15 protein-coding genes are annotated in these 15719 nt (G+C 64.8%); 4 read left to right on the top strand and 11 right to left on the bottom strand.

Features of this window, described 5'->3' with window-relative positions; translation table 11 throughout:
* Positions 1-19 precede the first annotated feature (19 nt).
* The 4 genes from ACLFLU_RS38350 to ACLFLU_RS38365 form a co-directional block, all read right to left on the bottom strand.
* Positions 20-700 carry a hypothetical protein gene (locus ACLFLU_RS38350; protein ID WP_426409812.1) on the bottom strand — a complete coding sequence of 227 codons (681 nt, stop codon included), beginning with the start codon at positions 698-700 and terminating at the stop codon, positions 20-22.
* A gap of 87 nt (positions 701-787) precedes the next feature.
* Complete coding sequence (locus tag ACLFLU_RS38355; RefSeq protein ID WP_426409813.1) at positions 788-1501, bottom strand: hypothetical protein; 714 nt, start codon at positions 1499-1501, stop codon at positions 788-790.
* A 134-nt stretch (positions 1502-1635) separates the two neighbouring features.
* Positions 1636-1884: a hypothetical protein gene (locus ACLFLU_RS38360; RefSeq protein WP_200471728.1), complete on the bottom strand. Its 249-nt coding sequence runs from the start codon at positions 1882-1884 to the stop codon at positions 1636-1638.
* Positions 1885-2008: 124 nt separating this feature from the next.
* Positions 2009-2974 carry an NAD(P)H-dependent flavin oxidoreductase gene (locus tag ACLFLU_RS38365; protein ID WP_426409814.1) on the bottom strand — a complete coding sequence of 322 codons (966 nt, stop codon included), beginning with the start codon at positions 2972-2974 and terminating at the stop codon, positions 2009-2011.
* Between the two features lie 125 nt (positions 2975-3099).
* On the opposite strand from ACLFLU_RS38365, the gene ACLFLU_RS38370 reads away from it, so the two are divergent.
* Positions 3100-4662 carry an AMP-binding protein gene (locus ACLFLU_RS38370; RefSeq protein WP_426409815.1) on the top strand — a complete coding sequence of 521 codons (1563 nt, stop codon included), beginning with the start codon at positions 3100-3102 and terminating at the stop codon, positions 4660-4662.
* Positions 4663-5073: 411 nt separating this feature from the next.
* Here the strand turns inward: ACLFLU_RS38370 and ACLFLU_RS38375 are convergent, their stop codons facing one another.
* The 7 genes from ACLFLU_RS38375 to ACLFLU_RS38405 all read right to left on the bottom strand — a co-directional run bounded on the left by ACLFLU_RS38375 (position 5074) and on the right by ACLFLU_RS38405 (position 10774).
* On the bottom strand, positions 5074-5847 hold the full coding sequence (locus ACLFLU_RS38375) for a thioesterase family protein (protein WP_426409816.1): 774 nt from the start codon (positions 5845-5847) through the stop codon (positions 5074-5076).
* Between the two features lie 226 nt (positions 5848-6073).
* Complete coding sequence (locus tag ACLFLU_RS38380; RefSeq protein ID WP_426409817.1) at positions 6074-7042, bottom strand: NAD(P)H-dependent flavin oxidoreductase; 969 nt, start codon at positions 7040-7042, stop codon at positions 6074-6076.
* 185 nt (positions 7043-7227) lie between these two features.
* A complete protein-coding gene (locus ACLFLU_RS38385) occupies positions 7228-8628 on the bottom strand; it encodes an aspartate ammonia-lyase (protein WP_426409818.1) in 1401 nt (466 codons plus the stop codon).
* A gap of 26 nt (positions 8629-8654) precedes the next feature.
* On the bottom strand, positions 8655-9185 hold the full coding sequence (locus tag ACLFLU_RS38390) for a hypothetical protein (RefSeq protein ID WP_426409819.1): 531 nt from the start codon (positions 9183-9185) through the stop codon (positions 8655-8657).
* Positions 9186-9239: 54 nt separating this feature from the next.
* On the bottom strand, positions 9240-9842 hold the full coding sequence (locus ACLFLU_RS38395) for a YqaA family protein (RefSeq protein WP_426409820.1): 603 nt from the start codon (positions 9840-9842) through the stop codon (positions 9240-9242).
* A 36-nt stretch (positions 9843-9878) separates the two neighbouring features.
* Positions 9879-10283, bottom strand: coding sequence for a phosphoribosyl-ATP diphosphatase (hisE, locus tag ACLFLU_RS38400; RefSeq protein ID WP_426409821.1), 405 nt, complete (start codon positions 10281-10283; stop codon positions 9879-9881).
* 104 nt (positions 10284-10387) lie between these two features.
* Positions 10388-10774: a hypothetical protein gene (locus tag ACLFLU_RS38405; protein ID WP_426409822.1), complete on the bottom strand. Its 387-nt coding sequence runs from the start codon at positions 10772-10774 to the stop codon at positions 10388-10390.
* Between the two features lie 227 nt (positions 10775-11001).
* Between ACLFLU_RS38405 and ACLFLU_RS38410 the strand changes: the two genes are divergently transcribed.
* From ACLFLU_RS38410 to ACLFLU_RS38420, 3 genes are all read left to right on the top strand, one after another.
* Complete coding sequence (locus ACLFLU_RS38410) at positions 11002-12042, top strand: ABC transporter substrate-binding protein (protein WP_426409823.1); 1041 nt, start codon at positions 11002-11004, stop codon at positions 12040-12042.
* An 85-nt stretch (positions 12043-12127) separates the two neighbouring features.
* Complete coding sequence (locus tag ACLFLU_RS38415) at positions 12128-13936, top strand: glucan ABC transporter ATP-binding protein/ permease (RefSeq protein ID WP_426409824.1); 1809 nt, start codon at positions 12128-12130, stop codon at positions 13934-13936.
* Positions 13937-14124: 188 nt separating this feature from the next.
* Positions 14125-15591 carry a D-alanyl-D-alanine carboxypeptidase family protein gene (locus ACLFLU_RS38420; RefSeq protein ID WP_426409825.1) on the top strand — a complete coding sequence of 489 codons (1467 nt, stop codon included), beginning with the start codon at positions 14125-14127 and terminating at the stop codon, positions 15589-15591.
* Positions 15592-15719 lie beyond the last annotated feature (128 nt).

Consider the following 15719-nt stretch of genomic DNA (forward strand, 5'->3'; position numbering starts at 1 on the left):
CGGACGAGAACGGTAGCAGTTAGTCGTTATCCGGACCGAACAACGAGAAGCCGCCGCGCGGACGGCGGACAACGACACTACGTGTACCGGAATCCGCGCGAACGTTGCGCGCGACATCATCCCAGTCGGTCTGATCGTGCCAGCCACGTGCATCGCGCGTGTCATAGTGGCGGCGCGCCCAGCGCTCGTGCCGCTCCGCCCGCCGCCGCTCCGACGCGGCATGCTTCACGTCAGAATCCCTGGCCTTGGCATAGGCGTTGTCAGGTGAGGATGCGGGTTCGGTCGACGCCTGCTGTTCGGCTGGTTTTGTCGCTTGCGGAGGCGACGCAGGCACGGGCTGGGGCGGCTCGACCGAGGCCGTTGTCTGCAGAGGCGGCGGTGCGGCGGGTTCAGCGCTCGCCTGAGTGGCCTGCACATCGGGCTTGGTTTCAGGCTTGGCTTCGCCCTGCGTCTGCTCGGCCGATGCGATGATCGCGCCAAAACTTTGCGATCCCGTGAGATATTGCACGCGTTCCGATGGCGCGCTTGTCGTGACCGGCGCGGCGGCTTCGGCGCGTTGCGCCATCCTGGCTGCATCGGGCCCCTGCTTGGGCGCGATCGGATGCATGATATCGCCGGCGACGATGCCGCCGCCGAGACCGATGGCGATGGCGGCGACGATCGATCCGGCACCGACGAAATAGGCTGTCGAGGCGCGCATTGGTCCACTCCCCTGTTTGGAGCAGGCAACGCCTGGCGATTGCCGGATGTTCCCGACGACGGCGCAGTTTCCCGGAGGACCTATGCCTCAGATCTGCTGCGCGACCTTCTCGAGCCCGATGATGCGGGCGAGCTTGCGCACTTCTTCCTTCTGGTCGTCACGCAGCTGGAACAGCAGCGGCATCGCGGCCGACTTCAACTGCTGGACCTCGTCGCAGTTCGGATCGATCTGCACGTTCGGACCGTTGGGATTGGAGAGCTTGTTCGCCGAGATCTTGCGGACGACGTTGCGCAGCGCCGACTCGACCGAGGGCCAGTAATATTCCTGCGACGACGACAGCTTCAGGCGATCCCTGATGCCGGCGATCTGCACCTCGGAGAGCAGCGAATAGGTCTTTTGCGGCTGCGGCTTCGCGGCGGCCTTCGGCTTCGGCGCAACCTCGATGGCGGCGGTGGTTTCCGCCGCGGCGGGCGCCTCGTTCACGCTCGTTTTGGGCATCGGGAAATCAGCCGGCGTCGCCGCGGCGAAAGCCTGGCGCAGCGGCTCGGTCAGCACGGGGGCCTGGGACAGCCTGTCGGCGGGAACCTGCACCGGATCGATCGCGGCCGAGGCCAGCGCCAGCGTCGGAACCAGCCGGTCGGCCTTGGCAGCACGGTTGGCGGCGACGAGCGGCTTGGGCGGGGCCTGAGTGATCATCTCGGCACTGACGCTGGGCACGCTGTCGCGGCCGAGAATGGCAGTGGTGGCGGCGCCGAGGACGAGGAAACAGGTCAGCACAATGATGGTGATGGCTCTGGACAAACGTCTCTCCGGGAAGAACCGCTTCACGAGGTTGTTAGAGGTGCCCGGGAAAAGGGCACGAATTAAGGCTTGAGTGTGCCTTTGCGGCGACAATCACCATGCCGGCAACGACAAGGCCGAAAAGCCAAATGAAATCAGGCAGCTGCGGCCAGGTCGTAGGCGTCCTGGATGTCGGCGACGATCTCCGAGGCCTCCCAGACGGCGCGCGGCTCGACCGATTGCAGCGTCACTGTCCAATTGCCGCCCCGGCGGGTGCGGGGGACGCTGACGATGTCGAAGCGGACAGTGCGGCAGAGCGGGTGACGGGCCAGCGCATGGGCGACGCGGACACGGATCTCGTCCAGCGTTGCGGCTGTCTTGCTGTTGAGAAAATCGAAATCCATCGCCTGTCCCTCTCGTCCTGATTGGCGGCCGTGAGGGGGATTCTTGGCTGGCGATGGTTAATCCGCCGTTAAGTGCGGGCTTGCGGAGCCATGCGGGATTAACCGTGCTGGGGGGCGCGGAACGCTATCGCGCCCCCGCCTCGCGGTATTCAGCGGCCGTCCGGGCCACGAGATCGTCGACCGCCATCACGTCGGTAACGCCCGACGTCGAGTGCCCCCCGCTCCAGATATCGCGCCAGCGTTTAGGCCGGTTCTCGCGCGCGGCGACGTCGATGTCCTTGCCGATGTCGATGGCGCCGCGCGCCGGCAAATCGTCGGGGTTGAGCCCAGCGGCGACGATCGACGGCTTCAACATGCTGGTCTGCAGGCCCGTGAAGGCGGTGGTGAGCAGGATGTCGTCGGCGCTGCTCTCGACCAGCATCTGCTTGTAGCGATCATCCGCCATGCTCTCGCGCGTCGCGATGAACTTTGTGCCCATGTAGCCGAGATCGCAGCCAAGCACTTCGGCCGCATGCAGCGCACGACCGTCGCTGATGCCGCCGGCGAGCACGATGATGCCGTCATAGAACGCGCGCACCGCACGGACGAAGGCGAACGGATTGAGCCAGCCGGTCTGTCCGCCCGCGCCCGCGGTGAGCAGCACCAGTCCGTCGGCTCCTGCCGCTACCGCACGCTCGGCGTGGCGAATGGAGGCGACATCCGCCAGCACCAATGCGCCGGCATCGTGCAGCGGCTTCAACACCAGCGCCGGCGAGCCGACCGACGTGATGACGATCTCAGGCTTATGCTTGAGCAGCACGGCGAGATCCTGCGCCAGCCGCGCGTTGGAGCGATGCACGATCAAATTCGGACAGAGCGGCGCGGCCTTCCGTCCAGTCTGATCCCCGTGCTGACGCAACCGCGTTGCGATCTCGGTCAGCCAGTCATCGAGCTGTTCCGCGCTGCGGCAATTCACTGTGGGGAAGCTGCCGATCACGCCGTTGCGGCAAGCCGCGACCATCAGCTCGACACCCGACACCAGAAACATCGGCGCCGCGATCAAAGGCAGGCTGAGACGGTCGCGAAAACGTTGCAGTCGATCGGATGTCACGCAAATCTCCGCATCGCGCTTGCTTCCCTTGGCGGGCTTTGTCGTTCCATCCCGCATTCCCTGTGCTAGCCTTGCGCACAAACATTGGCACGACACAAGCCGATGACAAAGCAACGAGGAAACATATGTCCGATCCGCTCCACGCATCGTCCCCGACTTGTGCGCAGACGCTACGGGCGTTGGCGCGCTATCCCGGCCGCACGGCTTTCGCGTGGCCCGGCGGATCGCTGAGCTATCAGGGCACACTCGATCTGATCGGGCGCATCCAGGGCGTGTTCATGCGGCTCGGCTTGCAGCCCGGCGCGCGCGTCGCTTTCCTCACCGCGAACCGCGCCGACACCTGGTGCGCCGGCGTCGCCGCGCAATTGTCGCGATGCTGCGTCACCTGGCTGCATCCGCTGGGATCGGAGACGGACCAGCTTTTTCAGCTCGAGGATTCGGACGCCGAAGTGCTGGTGGTCGACGTCGCCGCCTTCCGCGATCGCGGGGGAGAGCTCGCCGCAAAGGCAAGGCGGCTCAAGGCGGTCTTCACCATGGGGCCGGCCGACTATGGCGTCGACCTCTTGCAGGCGATCGAAGACGCGGGACATGCCAGCGCCCAGTGCCTCGCTGGTCTCGACGATCTCTCCACGCTGAACTACACCGGCGGCACGACAGGGAAGTCCAAGGGCGCGCTGCGCTATCATCGCGAGAATGCCGGCGCTGCCGGCGCGATCCTCGCCGATTTCGAGATTCCCGACGCCGCGCGCTATCTCACAGTCGCCCCGATCAGCCACGTCGCGGGCACAAAGGTGCTGCCGACGCTGATGCGCGGCGGCACCGTGCACATGCTGAAAGGTTTCGATCCCGAGGCCGTGCTCGCGACGATTGCGCGCGAGCGCATCAATTTCACGCTGTTCGTGCCGACCATGATCTACGTGTTGCTCGATCATCCCGCGCTTGATAAGACCGATCTCTCCTCGCTCGAGCTTGTGCTCTACGGGGCGTCGGCGATGTCGCCGAGCCGGCTGGTCGAGGGCATCGAGCGCATCGGCCCGGTATTCTCGCAGCTCTATGGCCAGACCGAATGCTATCCGGTCTCGGTGCTGCGCAAGAGGGATCACGATCCCAGGACGCCGGAACTGTTCTTGTCCTGCGGCTTCCCGATTGCCGCTTGCGAGGTCAGGATTCTCGACGACAACGATCAGGAGGTGAAGACCGGTGATGCCGGCGAGATCTGCGTGCGCGCGCCGCATGTGATGGCGGAATACTGGAAGCGGCCTGATATCACCGCGGAGACGTTGAAGAACGGCTGGGTCCACACCGGCGACATCGCCCGCCAGGACGAGCGCGGCTACATGTTCATCCTCGATCGCAAGAAGGACATGATCGTCACCGGCGGCTTCAACATTTTTCCGCGCGAGGTCGAGGACGTGCTGTCGCAGCATGCCGATGTGGCGATGGTCGCGGTCGTCGGCGTCCCCGACGAGAAATGGGGCGAGGCCGTCACGGCCATCGTCGTGCCGCGCGAGGGCGCAAAGCCGGATCCGGACGAGCTGATCAATCTGGTGCGGACGCGTAAGGGTTCCGCGCATGCGCCGAAACAGATCCAGTTCGTCAAGCAGCTGCCGATGACCGGCGTCGGCAAGGTCGACAAGAAGGTGCTGCGCGCGGGCTTCTGGAGCGGACGCGACCGGATGGTGGGTTAATTCTCCCTGATTGCAGCGGCGGGTTCGGAATACACGTATCGCGCGAAATGACGGGAATGATCAGCGTTCTCACCCGGGATTTTACGGAGTCGCTGTGGCGCCGGCACCACAATGCGTGACGGAGTGCGCGTCGGCGGCGGCCACCCGATTGCCGACGAATCAGGGAATCAATTAGACCGCTGATGGGGCTGGGAAGCGGAGTAAGACATGCGAGTCGCTTCCCTGGAAAGTGCAGTCGCCGCGGTCACGTTGATCACGGCTATCATCGTGGTGCTGTGGGAGATCAAGATCTTCTACGGAGTATGAACAGGCAGGATGCCCTGGTCGAGCACGGCCAAGCATCCCTTCCGCGGCGGCGGAAGCCTGCCGTTCATTCGGCCCACGCAGCAACCGCGGCGCATGCCGCAACGCTCAGCGCTTCTCGATCACCAAACTCTGCACCGCGCGACCAAAGTAGCCCTGGCGGTCTGCGAGCCGCGACATCGCAAGCCCGGCGCCATCCGGGCCGATCCAGGACTCACCATCCAGCAGAATCCAGTCGCCGACCGGCTGGCGCGCCAGGCTCACCGAGAGATCGGCGTTGATGTAGGTCCAGGTGCGGAAGTCGAGCGTCGAGGCGGTGCCGTTGGAGAAATCGGCGGCGACCACGGCGCGCATCGCCTGCGAGACCGCCTCGCCTTCGACCAGCGGATGGTCGAGGCGAAACCAGATCGCGCCGGCACCGGCCTGGCCGAAGCGGCCGCGCGCGGCGCGCATCGAGACCATGCCCGCGAACGGACTGGTCGCGCCATGGCCGTCCTCGACCAGCGAGGCCTCGGGCGACGGCAGCGTGACCGGCAGCTCCTTGACGTCATCGGGCAGCGGCTGTGACTGCTGCTTGATCTTGAGCACGGTGGCGCCGACGACCTGTATGCCGTCGGCGAGCAGCTTGACCTCGCAGAGCTGGATCTTGCGGCCCTCACGCAACACGTTGCTCTCGATCGTGAGCGGCGCCACCGGCACCGGCCGCATCAGATCGATGGTGACGCGCGCGATGTTCATCGGCACAGGCGTCGGAATCCGCTCCGCCGCCCACGTCACCAGCGCCGATGGCGCCGAACCGTGCTGCATACGCCGGTCCCATGGCCCCGCGGCATTGGGGCTGGTGACAACGCTGTTGCCGTCCACGCGGTAAATGGCGGTCATTGTTTCACCGTGGCGCACATTCGGAGTTCAGCAAAAGGTGTCGTCCCCGCCTAGTGCGCAATTGCGCACGGGGGGCGGGGACCCATACTCCCAGGGAGAAGTTGTGGCGCGAGACTGACAACCACGAGCCTTCGCCAAACACCTCCCTGTGGTTGGGTCCCGGATCTGCGCTCGCTTTGCTCGCTTGTCCGGGACGACGGATGAGAGAGATGCGGGACGCCAGCCATCACAACGGCGGATCGATCGCTTCCTCGTATTCCTTCTTGAAGCGCGCGATCATCTCGGCGGCGGGTACGATGCCTTCAACGCTGCCGATGCCCTGGCCCGAGCCCCAGATCTCCTTCCAGGCCTTCGGCTTGGCGCGTTCGCCGGAAGCGTCGGTGCCGAAGTTCATCTTGGTGGGATCGGAGGTCGGCAGGTTTTCCGGATCCATGCCCGCGGCGAGGATCGAGGGCTTCAGATAATTGCCGTGCACGCCGGTGAAGAGGTTGGAATAGACGATGTCGTCGGCCGTCGAGCCCGCGATCATCTCCTTGTACTTCTCGACCGCGTTGGCTTCCTTGGTCGCGATGAAGGCCGAGCCGATATAGGCGAAATCGGCACCGAGGATGCGCGCGGCGCGGATCGCCTTGCCGTTGCCGATGGCGCCCGACAGCGCGATCGGACCATCAAACCATTTGCGCGTTTCGGCAACGAAGGCGAGCGGCGAGATGGTGCCGGCATGGCCGCCGGCGCCGGCCGCGACCAGGATCAGGCCGTCGGCGCCCTTCTCGATCGCCTTGTGGGCGAATTTCTGATTGATCACGTCGTGGAAAACGATGCCGCCCCAGCCGTGAACGGCCTGATTGAGCTCCTCGCGCGCGCCGAGCGAGGAGATGATCATCGGCACCTTGTACTTGGCGCAGAGCTGCATGTCGTGGTCGAGCCGGTTGTTCGACTTGTGCACGATCTGGTTGACCGCAAACGGCGCCGACGGCTTGTCGGGATGGGCGCGGTCGTAGGCCGCGAGCTCTTCGGTGATCCGCGCCAGCCACTCGTCGAGCAATTCCGGCGGCCGCGCGTTCAGCGACGGGAACGAGCCGACCACGCCCGCCTTGCATTGCGCGATCACGAGGTCGGGCACCGAGATGATGAAGAGCGGCGAACCGATCACGGGGATCGACAGGCGCCCCTTGAACAGAGCAGGCATGGACATTGCGCAACGATCCTTTGTTGGCAGACGCATTGAAGGTTGGGAGCCATACCAACAAGGCAATCTTTCCACTGTCAAGTATTGCGTTTTGACGCCGTGGCGGATGCCGTTTCCGCAATTCCAACAGGCGGAATTCCCATCGCGCCCCGTCATTGCAATGACGAGAAAAGAGCTGCGGATGACGACGGCTACCCAATCATATCCGGGTTGATCAGCCGCTCGAACGAGAACATCTCGTCCCATTTCTCCTGCGTCAGCAGCTTGCGTTCGGTCACCACGATCTGGTGCAGCGACTTGCCGCTCTTGTAGCCCTCGCGCGCGATCTCGGCGCATTGCTTGTAGCCGAGCAGCGGCTTCAGCACGGTGACGATGCCGAGCGAGTTCAGCACCATGTTGCGGGTGTGCTCCTCGTTGGCGGTGATGCCGACGACGCAGTTCTCGCGCAGGCTGTTGACCGCGCGCTCCATGGTGCGGATCGAGAAGAACAGCGCAAACGAGATCACCGGTTCCATCACGTTGAGCTGGAGCTGGCCGGCGCTGGCCGCGAGCGTCACCGTGGTGTCGAGGCCGATCACGAGAAAGCTGGTCTGGTTGACTACCTCGGGGATCACGGGATTGACCTTGCCCGGCATGATCGAGGAGCCCGGCTGCAATTGCGGCAGGTTGATCTCGTTGAAGCCGGCGCGCGGGCCCGAGGCCAGCAGGCGGATGTCGTTGCAGATTTTCGTCAGCTTGCTCGCGGTGCGCTTGAGCACGCCGGAAAGCTGCACATAGGCGCCGGTGTCGGAGGTCGCCTCGACGAGATCGCCGGCGAGAATGAAGTCGACGCCGGTCAGCGCGCTGAGATGCCGGACCGCGAGCTTGGGATAGCCAACCGCCGCGGTGACGGAGGTGCCGATCGCGGTGGCGCCGAGATTGATCTCGCGCAGCAGCGCGCGCGCTTCCGAGATGCGGTCGACCTCTTCGCCAATCGTGGTGCCCCATCCGCGGAATTCGGCGCCAAGCGACATCGGCACTGCGTCCTGCAGATGCGTGCGCCCCATCTTCAGCACGCGTTCGAACTCGCGGCCCTTGGCGAAGAAGGCCTCCTGGAGCTGGCGCAGCGCCGTCATGTAGCTCTCGAGGCGCAGGATCAGCGCCAGCCGAAACGCGGTCGGATAGGTGTCGTTGGTGGACTGGCCGTAATTGACGTGGTCGTTCGGGCTGACGTGCTGGTAGTCGCCCTTGTTGAAGCCGAGCGATTCCAGCGCGAGGTTGGCGATCACCTCGTTGGCATTCATGTTGGTCGAGGTGCCAGCGCCGCCCTGGATGAAGTCGGTGACGAACTGGTCCATCATGTCGCCGGCGATGACGCGGTCGCAGCCGAGGATGATCGCATCCGCGACCCTTGTGTCGATCGCACCGAGATCGCGGTTGGCCATCGCGGCGGCCTTTTTCACGTAACCAAGAGCCTTCACGAAGTAAGGCTCCTGGTTCATGGGAATGCCGGTGATGTGGAAGTTTTCCTTACCCCGGATGGTCTGGACGCCGTAGTAGATGTCGTCGGCGATCTCACGCTGTCCGAGGAAGTCCTGCTCCGTGCGGCTCATGGGCGCTCCTTGCTGCTCGCGCGGCGTCAGTTCTGGCACAGCGCGCTGGTGACGACGGTATCGGTGCGGCAATCATCCGGCTTGCGTTGCCTGCCCGGAATGAGAACCTTGGCCGAGCACTTCTCGGCGGAATCGGTATTGAGGCTCTTGCCTTCCTTGTAGCCCTTGCTCTGACAGAGCTGGTTGGCGGCGGGCTTGCAGTCGGGCGCACCGTTCGACGAGACCGGACAGGCCGTGCGCCCGGAGACCATGGTCGACGGCGTCGCCAGCCGCGACAGGTCATTCATGGTCTCGCTGGGGCTTTTGATCGGCGGCAGGATCGAGGGCAGCTTGTCGAACAGCTTGCCCATTTCGTGGATCAGCCCGGGATTGTCCTCAGCCGCCGGCGGCGCGGGCGTCGAAGGCGGCGGCGCAGCCTGCGGCCCCTGCTCCTGCAAGCCGAGCGACGGCGGCGCCGATTGCGCCCACCCGGTCCCGCCGGCACCGGAAAGGAGCAGCAGCACCGCTGAGATCAGCGTCCCGTGCCGTACTGCCGGATTTCCGGATCGAACCATCATAGGGGCAACCGTAACCGAAGCCGGCGCGGCGTGAAAGCGTTGGGTATCTCAGTCCTAGATCAGCTTGATCGCCACCACGAAGCCGAGCACCAGCACCGCGGCGCCGATCGCCACCCACAATCCGAGATGCTCCTCGAGCTTGTGCCGGATCCAGTCGCCATAGCGGTTGAGCAGGATCGCCACGATGAAGAAGCGCCCGCCGCGCGCGACGATCGAGCACAGGATGAAAAGAACGAGATTGTAGCCGGCAAAACCCGAGGTGATGGTGACGAGCTTGTAAGGGATCGGCGTCAAGCCCTTGAGCAGGATGATCACCGCGCCCCACTCCGCGTAGGAGGCGCGGAAAGCATCGACCTTGTCGCCGAGGCCATAGACCTGGATCAGCCAGTGGCCGACCGAGTCGAACAGCAGTGCACCGATGGCGTAGCCGAGCAGACCGCCGACCACCGAGGTGACCGTGCAGATCGCGGCATAGAGCCAGGCGCGCTGCGGGCGCGCCAGCGACATCGGGATCAGCATCACGTCCGGGGGAACCGGAAAGAAGGAGCTTTCGGCGAAAGCCACCGCACCCATGATCCAGAGCGCGTAAGGCTTGTGGGCGGAGTCGATGCACCAGTCGTAGATACGTTTCAGCATGGCGCCGCGATGAAGCACCATGGGACGGATTTGTCCATCGTGAGTTTTGTGACCGTTTTAGTGCCGCTTGCGCGCCGCGCGGCTCTCGAGCGCGACAATTGGCCGCCGGGCGGAGATGCGCGGTGACGCGACTTTGGGCAGTTTCATCGGCGACTTCGGCAGCTTTTCGGCAATGCCCAGCATATCCTCACGCCGCGACATTTCACGCCAGACGTCTTCGGGGCGCACGCCGGCGGAAGCCCAGAGCACGGTGAGATTATAGAGCAGATCGGCACTTTCCCGGACCACGGCCTCGCTGTCGCCGTTGACCGCATCGATCACGACCTCGATCGCCTCTTCGGCCAGCTTCTTCGCCATTTTGGAGGGCCCACGCTGAAACAGCCGGGCAGTACGCGATATTGCCGGATCAAGGTCCCTGGCCGCGAGCACAGCCACATATAGCCGCTCAAGCGAATCACTCATGTACGCAAAACTACTCTAAACAAATGGTCCACGCGTTAACGATTGACATTAAAGGGCAAAAAAGGCCGGCGCGGCAAGCGCGCCGGCCTTTCGTGGTCAACGACTTACCAACAACCCGCGCCGCCTCGGCTGCAGGTCGCAAAGGGGTCGCGGCCGACACTGCCGTTACCCGGGAATTCGCGACTGTTGCTGTAGGAATAGCTCGGGCCACCGTAGCCACCGTAATAGGCCGGGCCGTTATCGTAATAGACCGGACCGCCGCCGTAATAGGCCGGGGCATCATAGGCGTACGCATCGCGGGTCGCGGCGATCGCAAGGCCGGCGCCGATGGCGCCAGCGATGGCTGCGCCGGCGAAGGCCGCGCCACCGCCACCATGCCAGTGGCGGCCGCCTGCGAACGATGCGGTCGGGGCAACGGTGGTCAGCGCCAGCACCGCGGCAGTGGCGAGAACGGCCTTGCGGCCAGCAAATTTCGAAAATCGGTCAAACATGGCTTGGACCCTCCTTGGGACCTTCAACGGTGCCTCGAGACAGGCGCATGTCTTCCAAACACCCGCAGCCCATGTTGGGTTCCCCAACCCCAACAGAAGATGAACGGGGCTGCGTGATCGTGACGCAACCACCGCTCATCTGCTGTTCAGGTTGACGCGATCAGAGTTGCCCGCAGCCGGCGCTGCGAGCGTCACGAAACCACAACAATGCGGAACCGGCGCGACCGATGGTTGGATTCAGGACGATCACCTCTCACTGCCTTCTGGTCCTCTCGATCGTGCTTGCCGCACGCGACGTCCATGCGACCGAGGCGGCCGTGCCGTCCGTGGCGATTCACTTCACTTTCGACCGTCCGGTCGATGCGAGCATGGCGCCGTTCTTCATGGCCGCAAAGGACGGCAAGTTCGGCGCCGAGCACCTCAACGTGTCCTTCAACAGCGCGGCCGGCTCGCCGGAAGCACTTGCGCGCGTTGCGAAAGGCGATAGCGAGCTCGCGCTCGTCGACATCAACGAGCTCATTCGTTTTCGCGACAAGGCCGATGCACCGCCCATCAAGGCGGTGTTCGTGCTGTTCAACCGTGCGCCTTACGCGATCGTCGCCCGCAAAAGCCGCGGCACCCATCTGCTCTCCGATCTCGACGGCAAGACCATCGGCGTCGCCGACAGCGATCTGTCGATCCGGCTGTGGCCGGCGCTGGCACGGCAGAACGGCATCGACGTCGCGCATGTCAAATTCTTCAAGATGAGCGCCGCGGTGCGCGAGCCGGTACTGTCGGCAGGACAGGTCGACGCCGTCGCCGGCTTCTCCTATCTGTCGGCCGTGAATTTGCGCGACCGCGGCGTGCCGGCTGACGATCTCGCCGTGCTGCGTTATGCCGACTATGGCTGCGAGGCCTACGGCTTTGCGATCGTCGCCAATCCCGCCTTCGCCGCGGCGAAGCCGGACGCGCTGAAGGGTTTTGTCCGCGCGCTGATAGCGGGCATCAACGCAACTGCGAAGGAGCCGGCGCGCGCGGCGGACGAGGCCGCCGGCCGCATCGACGACGGCGACCGCGACCTCGAGCTCGCGCGCCTGCGCACGGTGCTCGCCGACAATATCCTGACCGACGAAGTCCGACGTAACGGCCTCGGAGGCATTGACCCTGCGCGCCTGGAGCGCTCGATCGATGAGATCGCGGAGGACTTCAGATTTCGCAAGCGTCCTGCAGCGGGCGACATCTTCGACGGCCGGTTCCTGCCGCCAGTCGAAAGCCGGCTCATCAATTGAGCAAAACCGGCAGCTTCCGCTGTATCTCGCGGGCAATCCCTGCTTAGAATATCGGCTCCGTCACACGCCCGAGTTCTTTGCCCGAATGCCCATCCTCCGCCTCTACACCCGCGTTATCGAGCTGCTCGGCAAGGAGGCACGCCTCGGCTGGCTGCTGGCGTTCGCCAATCTCCTGCTGGCGGGTTCACAATTCGCAGAACCCGTGCTGTTCGGCCGGATCGTCGATGTGCTCTCCGGCAAGACCGTGGCAGGCTCGAACTCGGCCTGGCCATTCCTGATGGCATGGGTCGCGTTCGGATTGTTCACCATCGGCTGCAGCGCGATCGTGGCGTTGCAGGCCGACCGGCTCTCCCACCGCCAGCGCCAGGCGGTGCTGACCAGCTATTTCGAGCACATCCTGCAACTGCCGCTGACCTTCCATTCCGGCACCCATTCGGGCCGGCTGATGAAGGTGATGCTCAACGGCACGGACGCGCTGTGGCGGCTCTGGCTCGGCTTCTTTCGCGAGCACTTTGCGGCGATCCTGTCGGTGGTGGTGCTGCTGCCGCTGTCGCTGTACCTGAACTGGCGGCTCGCGATCCTGCTGTTCGTGCTCTGCGTCGTCTTCACCGCGCTGACGACCTTCGTCGTGCGCAAGACTTTTGGCATGCAGATGGCGGTCGAAGAGCAGTACAGCGAGCTCTCCGCGCGCGCCTCCGACGCACTCGGCAATGTCGCACTGGTGCAGAGCTTTGTGCGCGTCGAGTCCGAGGTGCAGGGCTTGCGCTCCGTCGCCGACCAGCTGCTCGCGGCCCAAATGCCGGTGCTGTCATGGTGGGCGCTCGTCACCGTGATCACACGCGCCTCGACCACCATCACCGTACTCGCGATCTTCACCCTCGGCATCGCGCTGCACGACCAGGGCCTGACCTCGGTCGGCGAGATCGTGATGTTCGTGAGCTTCGCGACGCTGCTGATCCAGAAGCTCGAGCAAGTCGTGAGCTTCATCAACAACGTGTTCATGGAAGCCCCGCGCCTGCGCGAATTCTTCAACGTGCTCGATGCTGTGCCTGCGGTGCACGACCGGCCCGATGCGATCGATGCCGGCCGGCTCGCCGGCCTTGTCGAGTTCAACGACGTCACCTTCTCCTATGACGGCAAGCGGCCGGCGATCGAGGATCTCTCCTTCACCGCGCTGCCCGGCCAGACCATCGCACTGGTCGGCCCTACCGGCGCCGGCAAGTCGACCGCGATTGCGCTGCTGCATCGCGCCTTCGATCCGCAATCCGGCTTCATCAGGATCGACGGCATGGACGTGCGCGGCGTCACGCTGACATCGCTGCGGCGAAACATCGGCGTGGTGTTCCAGGAAGCGCTGCTGTTCAACCGCTCGATTGCGGAAAATTTGCGCGTCGGCAAGCCGGACGCGACCGAGGCCGAGATGCGCAAGGCCGCCGAGCGCGCGCAGGCACTCGAATTCATCGATCGCAGCGGCGGCTTCGAGACCAATGCCGGCGAGCGCGGCCGCATGCTCTCCGGCGGCGAGCGGCAGCGGCTGTCGATCGCGCGGGCGCTCTTGAAGGACCCGCCGATCCTGATCCTGGACGAGGCGACCAGCGCGCTCGATGCCGTCACCGAGGCCAAGGTGAACGCTGCTCTCGATGAAGTGATGAAGGGCCGCACCACTTTCGTGATCGCCCACCGTCTCTCCACCATCCGCAATGCCACGCGGATCCTGGTGTTCGAGAACGGACGGGTGATCGAAAGCGGAACTTTCGATGAACTCGTGGCTAAAGGCGGCCATTTTGCCGAGCTCGCCAAGGCCCAGTTCATGGTGCAGGCAAGCGCTCAAGCGAATGGCCGGCCCAGCGCGAGTGCCGCCGAGGCGGCGGCCTCTGCGGCCAAGTCCCCTTAACAAGTCCCCGCAGCACCGTCGAAATTCGGCCTATTTCATTGCGGAATACGCAGCGGAGACCCCTATTCTCGACGCACGAGCCGGTATAGGTTTGCGCTGCCGCGAGCGGCGGCGCTGGATTTCAGAACCGAACAGAGATCACGAGATCCGACCGGAACCGGCGGATCTCCAAGGACCGGAATCGGATAGTGCACGCACTTCGCCCGCTGCTTCGCAAACCCCTGTTCAACCTGTTCGCTGCGGCTCTCGCAGTCGGTGCGCTGCTCGCACCGCGCATCGCAAACGCAGAAGCACTGCTTCTGATCGAAGCCGACAGCGGCAAGGTGCTTCAGGCCGACAACGCGACCATCCCCTGGTACCCGGCCTCCGTCACCAAGATCATGACCGCCTATGTGACGCTCAAGGCGGTGAAGGACGGCAAGATCACGCTCGACTCGATGCTGACGGTGTCGCCGACGGCCGCCTCGCAATCGCCCTCGAAGATGGGCCTTCGTCCGGGAACGCAGCTCACCGTCGACAACGCGCTGAAGATGATGATGGTCAAGTCGGCGAACGACATGGCCGTGGTGCTGGCCGAAGGCATCGGCGGCTCGATCGACGGCTTCTCCGTGATGATGAACGACACCGCGAAGAAGCTCGGCATGACGCAGACGAACTACGTCAATCCGAATGGCCTGCCGGCGGACGGACACGTCACCTCGGCGCGCGATCTCGGCATTCTCGCACGCTCATTTTTGCGCGATCTGCCCGAATATGAGTACTACGTGCACATCCCGGCGATCCGCTTCGGCAAGCGCGTCACCGGCAATTTCAACAAGCTGATCGGCCGCTATCCCGGCGCCGACGGTTTCAAGACCGGCTTCATCTGCGCCTCCGGCTACAACCTCGTGGCCTCAGCCACGCGCAACGGCCGCCGCCTGATCGCGGTGGTGCTCGGCGCCAATTCCGGCACCGCGCGCGCGGTGAAGGCGGCGCAGCTCTTGGAGCGCGGCTTCAGCCAGGACAATCTGTCGTGGCTGCGCCCCTCGCTCGGCACGGTCGAGAACCTGGTGCCGGTCGACGCCTCGCCGCCGAACCTGCGCGAGGAGATGTGCGGCGGTCACCACAAGCGGCCGGCCAGCGACGACGACGATGCGCTGATCGCGACCAACACCGGCGGCACGAGCGGTTCTGACACCGGCGGCGCAGCCCAGGTGACGTTCTTTACCGCAGGCCTCCAGCCGCCGCTGATGAAGGCCTCCGAGCTGATGGCCTCGGCGCCCGCAGCCGCAGAGCCCGTGGTGGTCTATACTGGCCCGACCCGCACCGGCGCAGCCCTGGTCGCGGCGGTCGCCGCCGATGCCGACCAGCAGACCCCGCCGAAGGCGCGTGGCAAGAAGTCGCGCGTCGCCAAGAAGCCCGACGCCGGCAGCGACGCCAAAACGGCCGCAGCGAAACCGGCGGCCTCCAAGCCTGACGCTGCGCCCAAGGCTGAGGCAAAGGCTGACGCAAAGACCGCGGCCAAGCCGGCTGGGACCAAGCATGCCGCGGCCAAGCCCGATGCGACGGCCAAGCCTGCGGACAAGCCGGCAGCGAGCGGCGATCAGGCTGCCAAGCCGGCCAAGCCCAAGGCAGCGACAAAACCTGCGCCGAAGCCCGCGCCCAACAACAGCTAGGTTCACGCTCCAGTCCCGTTAGGCTGCGGGTCGCACTTCGCACCTGCGGCAGCGATTTCCGACGATTCCAGTAGCCAACTCCCCGACCTTTGCACTAAGCCTCGACCGCTTGCCAGCCGTTCCGGCAG

Source organism: Bradyrhizobium ganzhouense (genome assembly GCF_049949285.1).
GTDB lineage: Bacteria > Pseudomonadota > Alphaproteobacteria > Rhizobiales > Xanthobacteraceae > Bradyrhizobium > Bradyrhizobium ganzhouense.

What these genes read in the sequence shown, in the direction of transcription:
- ACLFLU_RS38410 (WP_426409823.1), top strand. Translation starts at nt 11,002, where the DNA reads ATGGTTGGATTCAGGACGATCACCTCTCACTGCCTTCTGGTCCTCTCG.
- ACLFLU_RS38360 (WP_200471728.1), bottom strand. Translation starts at nt 1,884, where the DNA reads ATGGATTTCGATTTTCTCAACAGCAAGACAGCCGCAACGCTGGACGAG.
- ACLFLU_RS38405 (WP_426409822.1), bottom strand. Translation starts at nt 10,774, where the DNA reads ATGTTTGACCGATTTTCGAAATTTGCTGGCCGCAAGGCCGTTCTCGCC.
- ACLFLU_RS38350 (WP_426409812.1), bottom strand. Translation starts at nt 700, where the DNA reads ATGCGCGCCTCGACAGCCTATTTCGTCGGTGCCGGATCGATCGTCGCC.
- ACLFLU_RS38390 (WP_426409819.1), bottom strand. Translation starts at nt 9,185, where the DNA reads ATGATGGTTCGATCCGGAAATCCGGCAGTACGGCACGGGACGCTGATC.
- ACLFLU_RS38395 (WP_426409820.1), bottom strand. Translation starts at nt 9,842, where the DNA reads ATGGTGCTTCATCGCGGCGCCATGCTGAAACGTATCTACGACTGGTGC.
- ACLFLU_RS38385 (WP_426409818.1), bottom strand. Translation starts at nt 8,628, where the DNA reads ATGAGCCGCACGGAGCAGGACTTCCTCGGACAGCGTGAGATCGCCGAC.
- ACLFLU_RS38375 (WP_426409816.1), bottom strand. Translation starts at nt 5,847, where the DNA reads ATGACCGCCATTTACCGCGTGGACGGCAACAGCGTTGTCACCAGCCCC.
- ACLFLU_RS38415 (WP_426409824.1), top strand. Translation starts at nt 12,128, where the DNA reads ATGCCCATCCTCCGCCTCTACACCCGCGTTATCGAGCTGCTCGGCAAG.
- ACLFLU_RS38370 (WP_426409815.1), top strand. Translation starts at nt 3,100, where the DNA reads ATGTCCGATCCGCTCCACGCATCGTCCCCGACTTGTGCGCAGACGCTA.
- hisE (WP_426409821.1), bottom strand. Translation starts at nt 10,283, where the DNA reads ATGAGTGATTCGCTTGAGCGGCTATATGTGGCTGTGCTCGCGGCCAGG.
- ACLFLU_RS38380 (WP_426409817.1), bottom strand. Translation starts at nt 7,042, where the DNA reads ATGTCCATGCCTGCTCTGTTCAAGGGGCGCCTGTCGATCCCCGTGATC.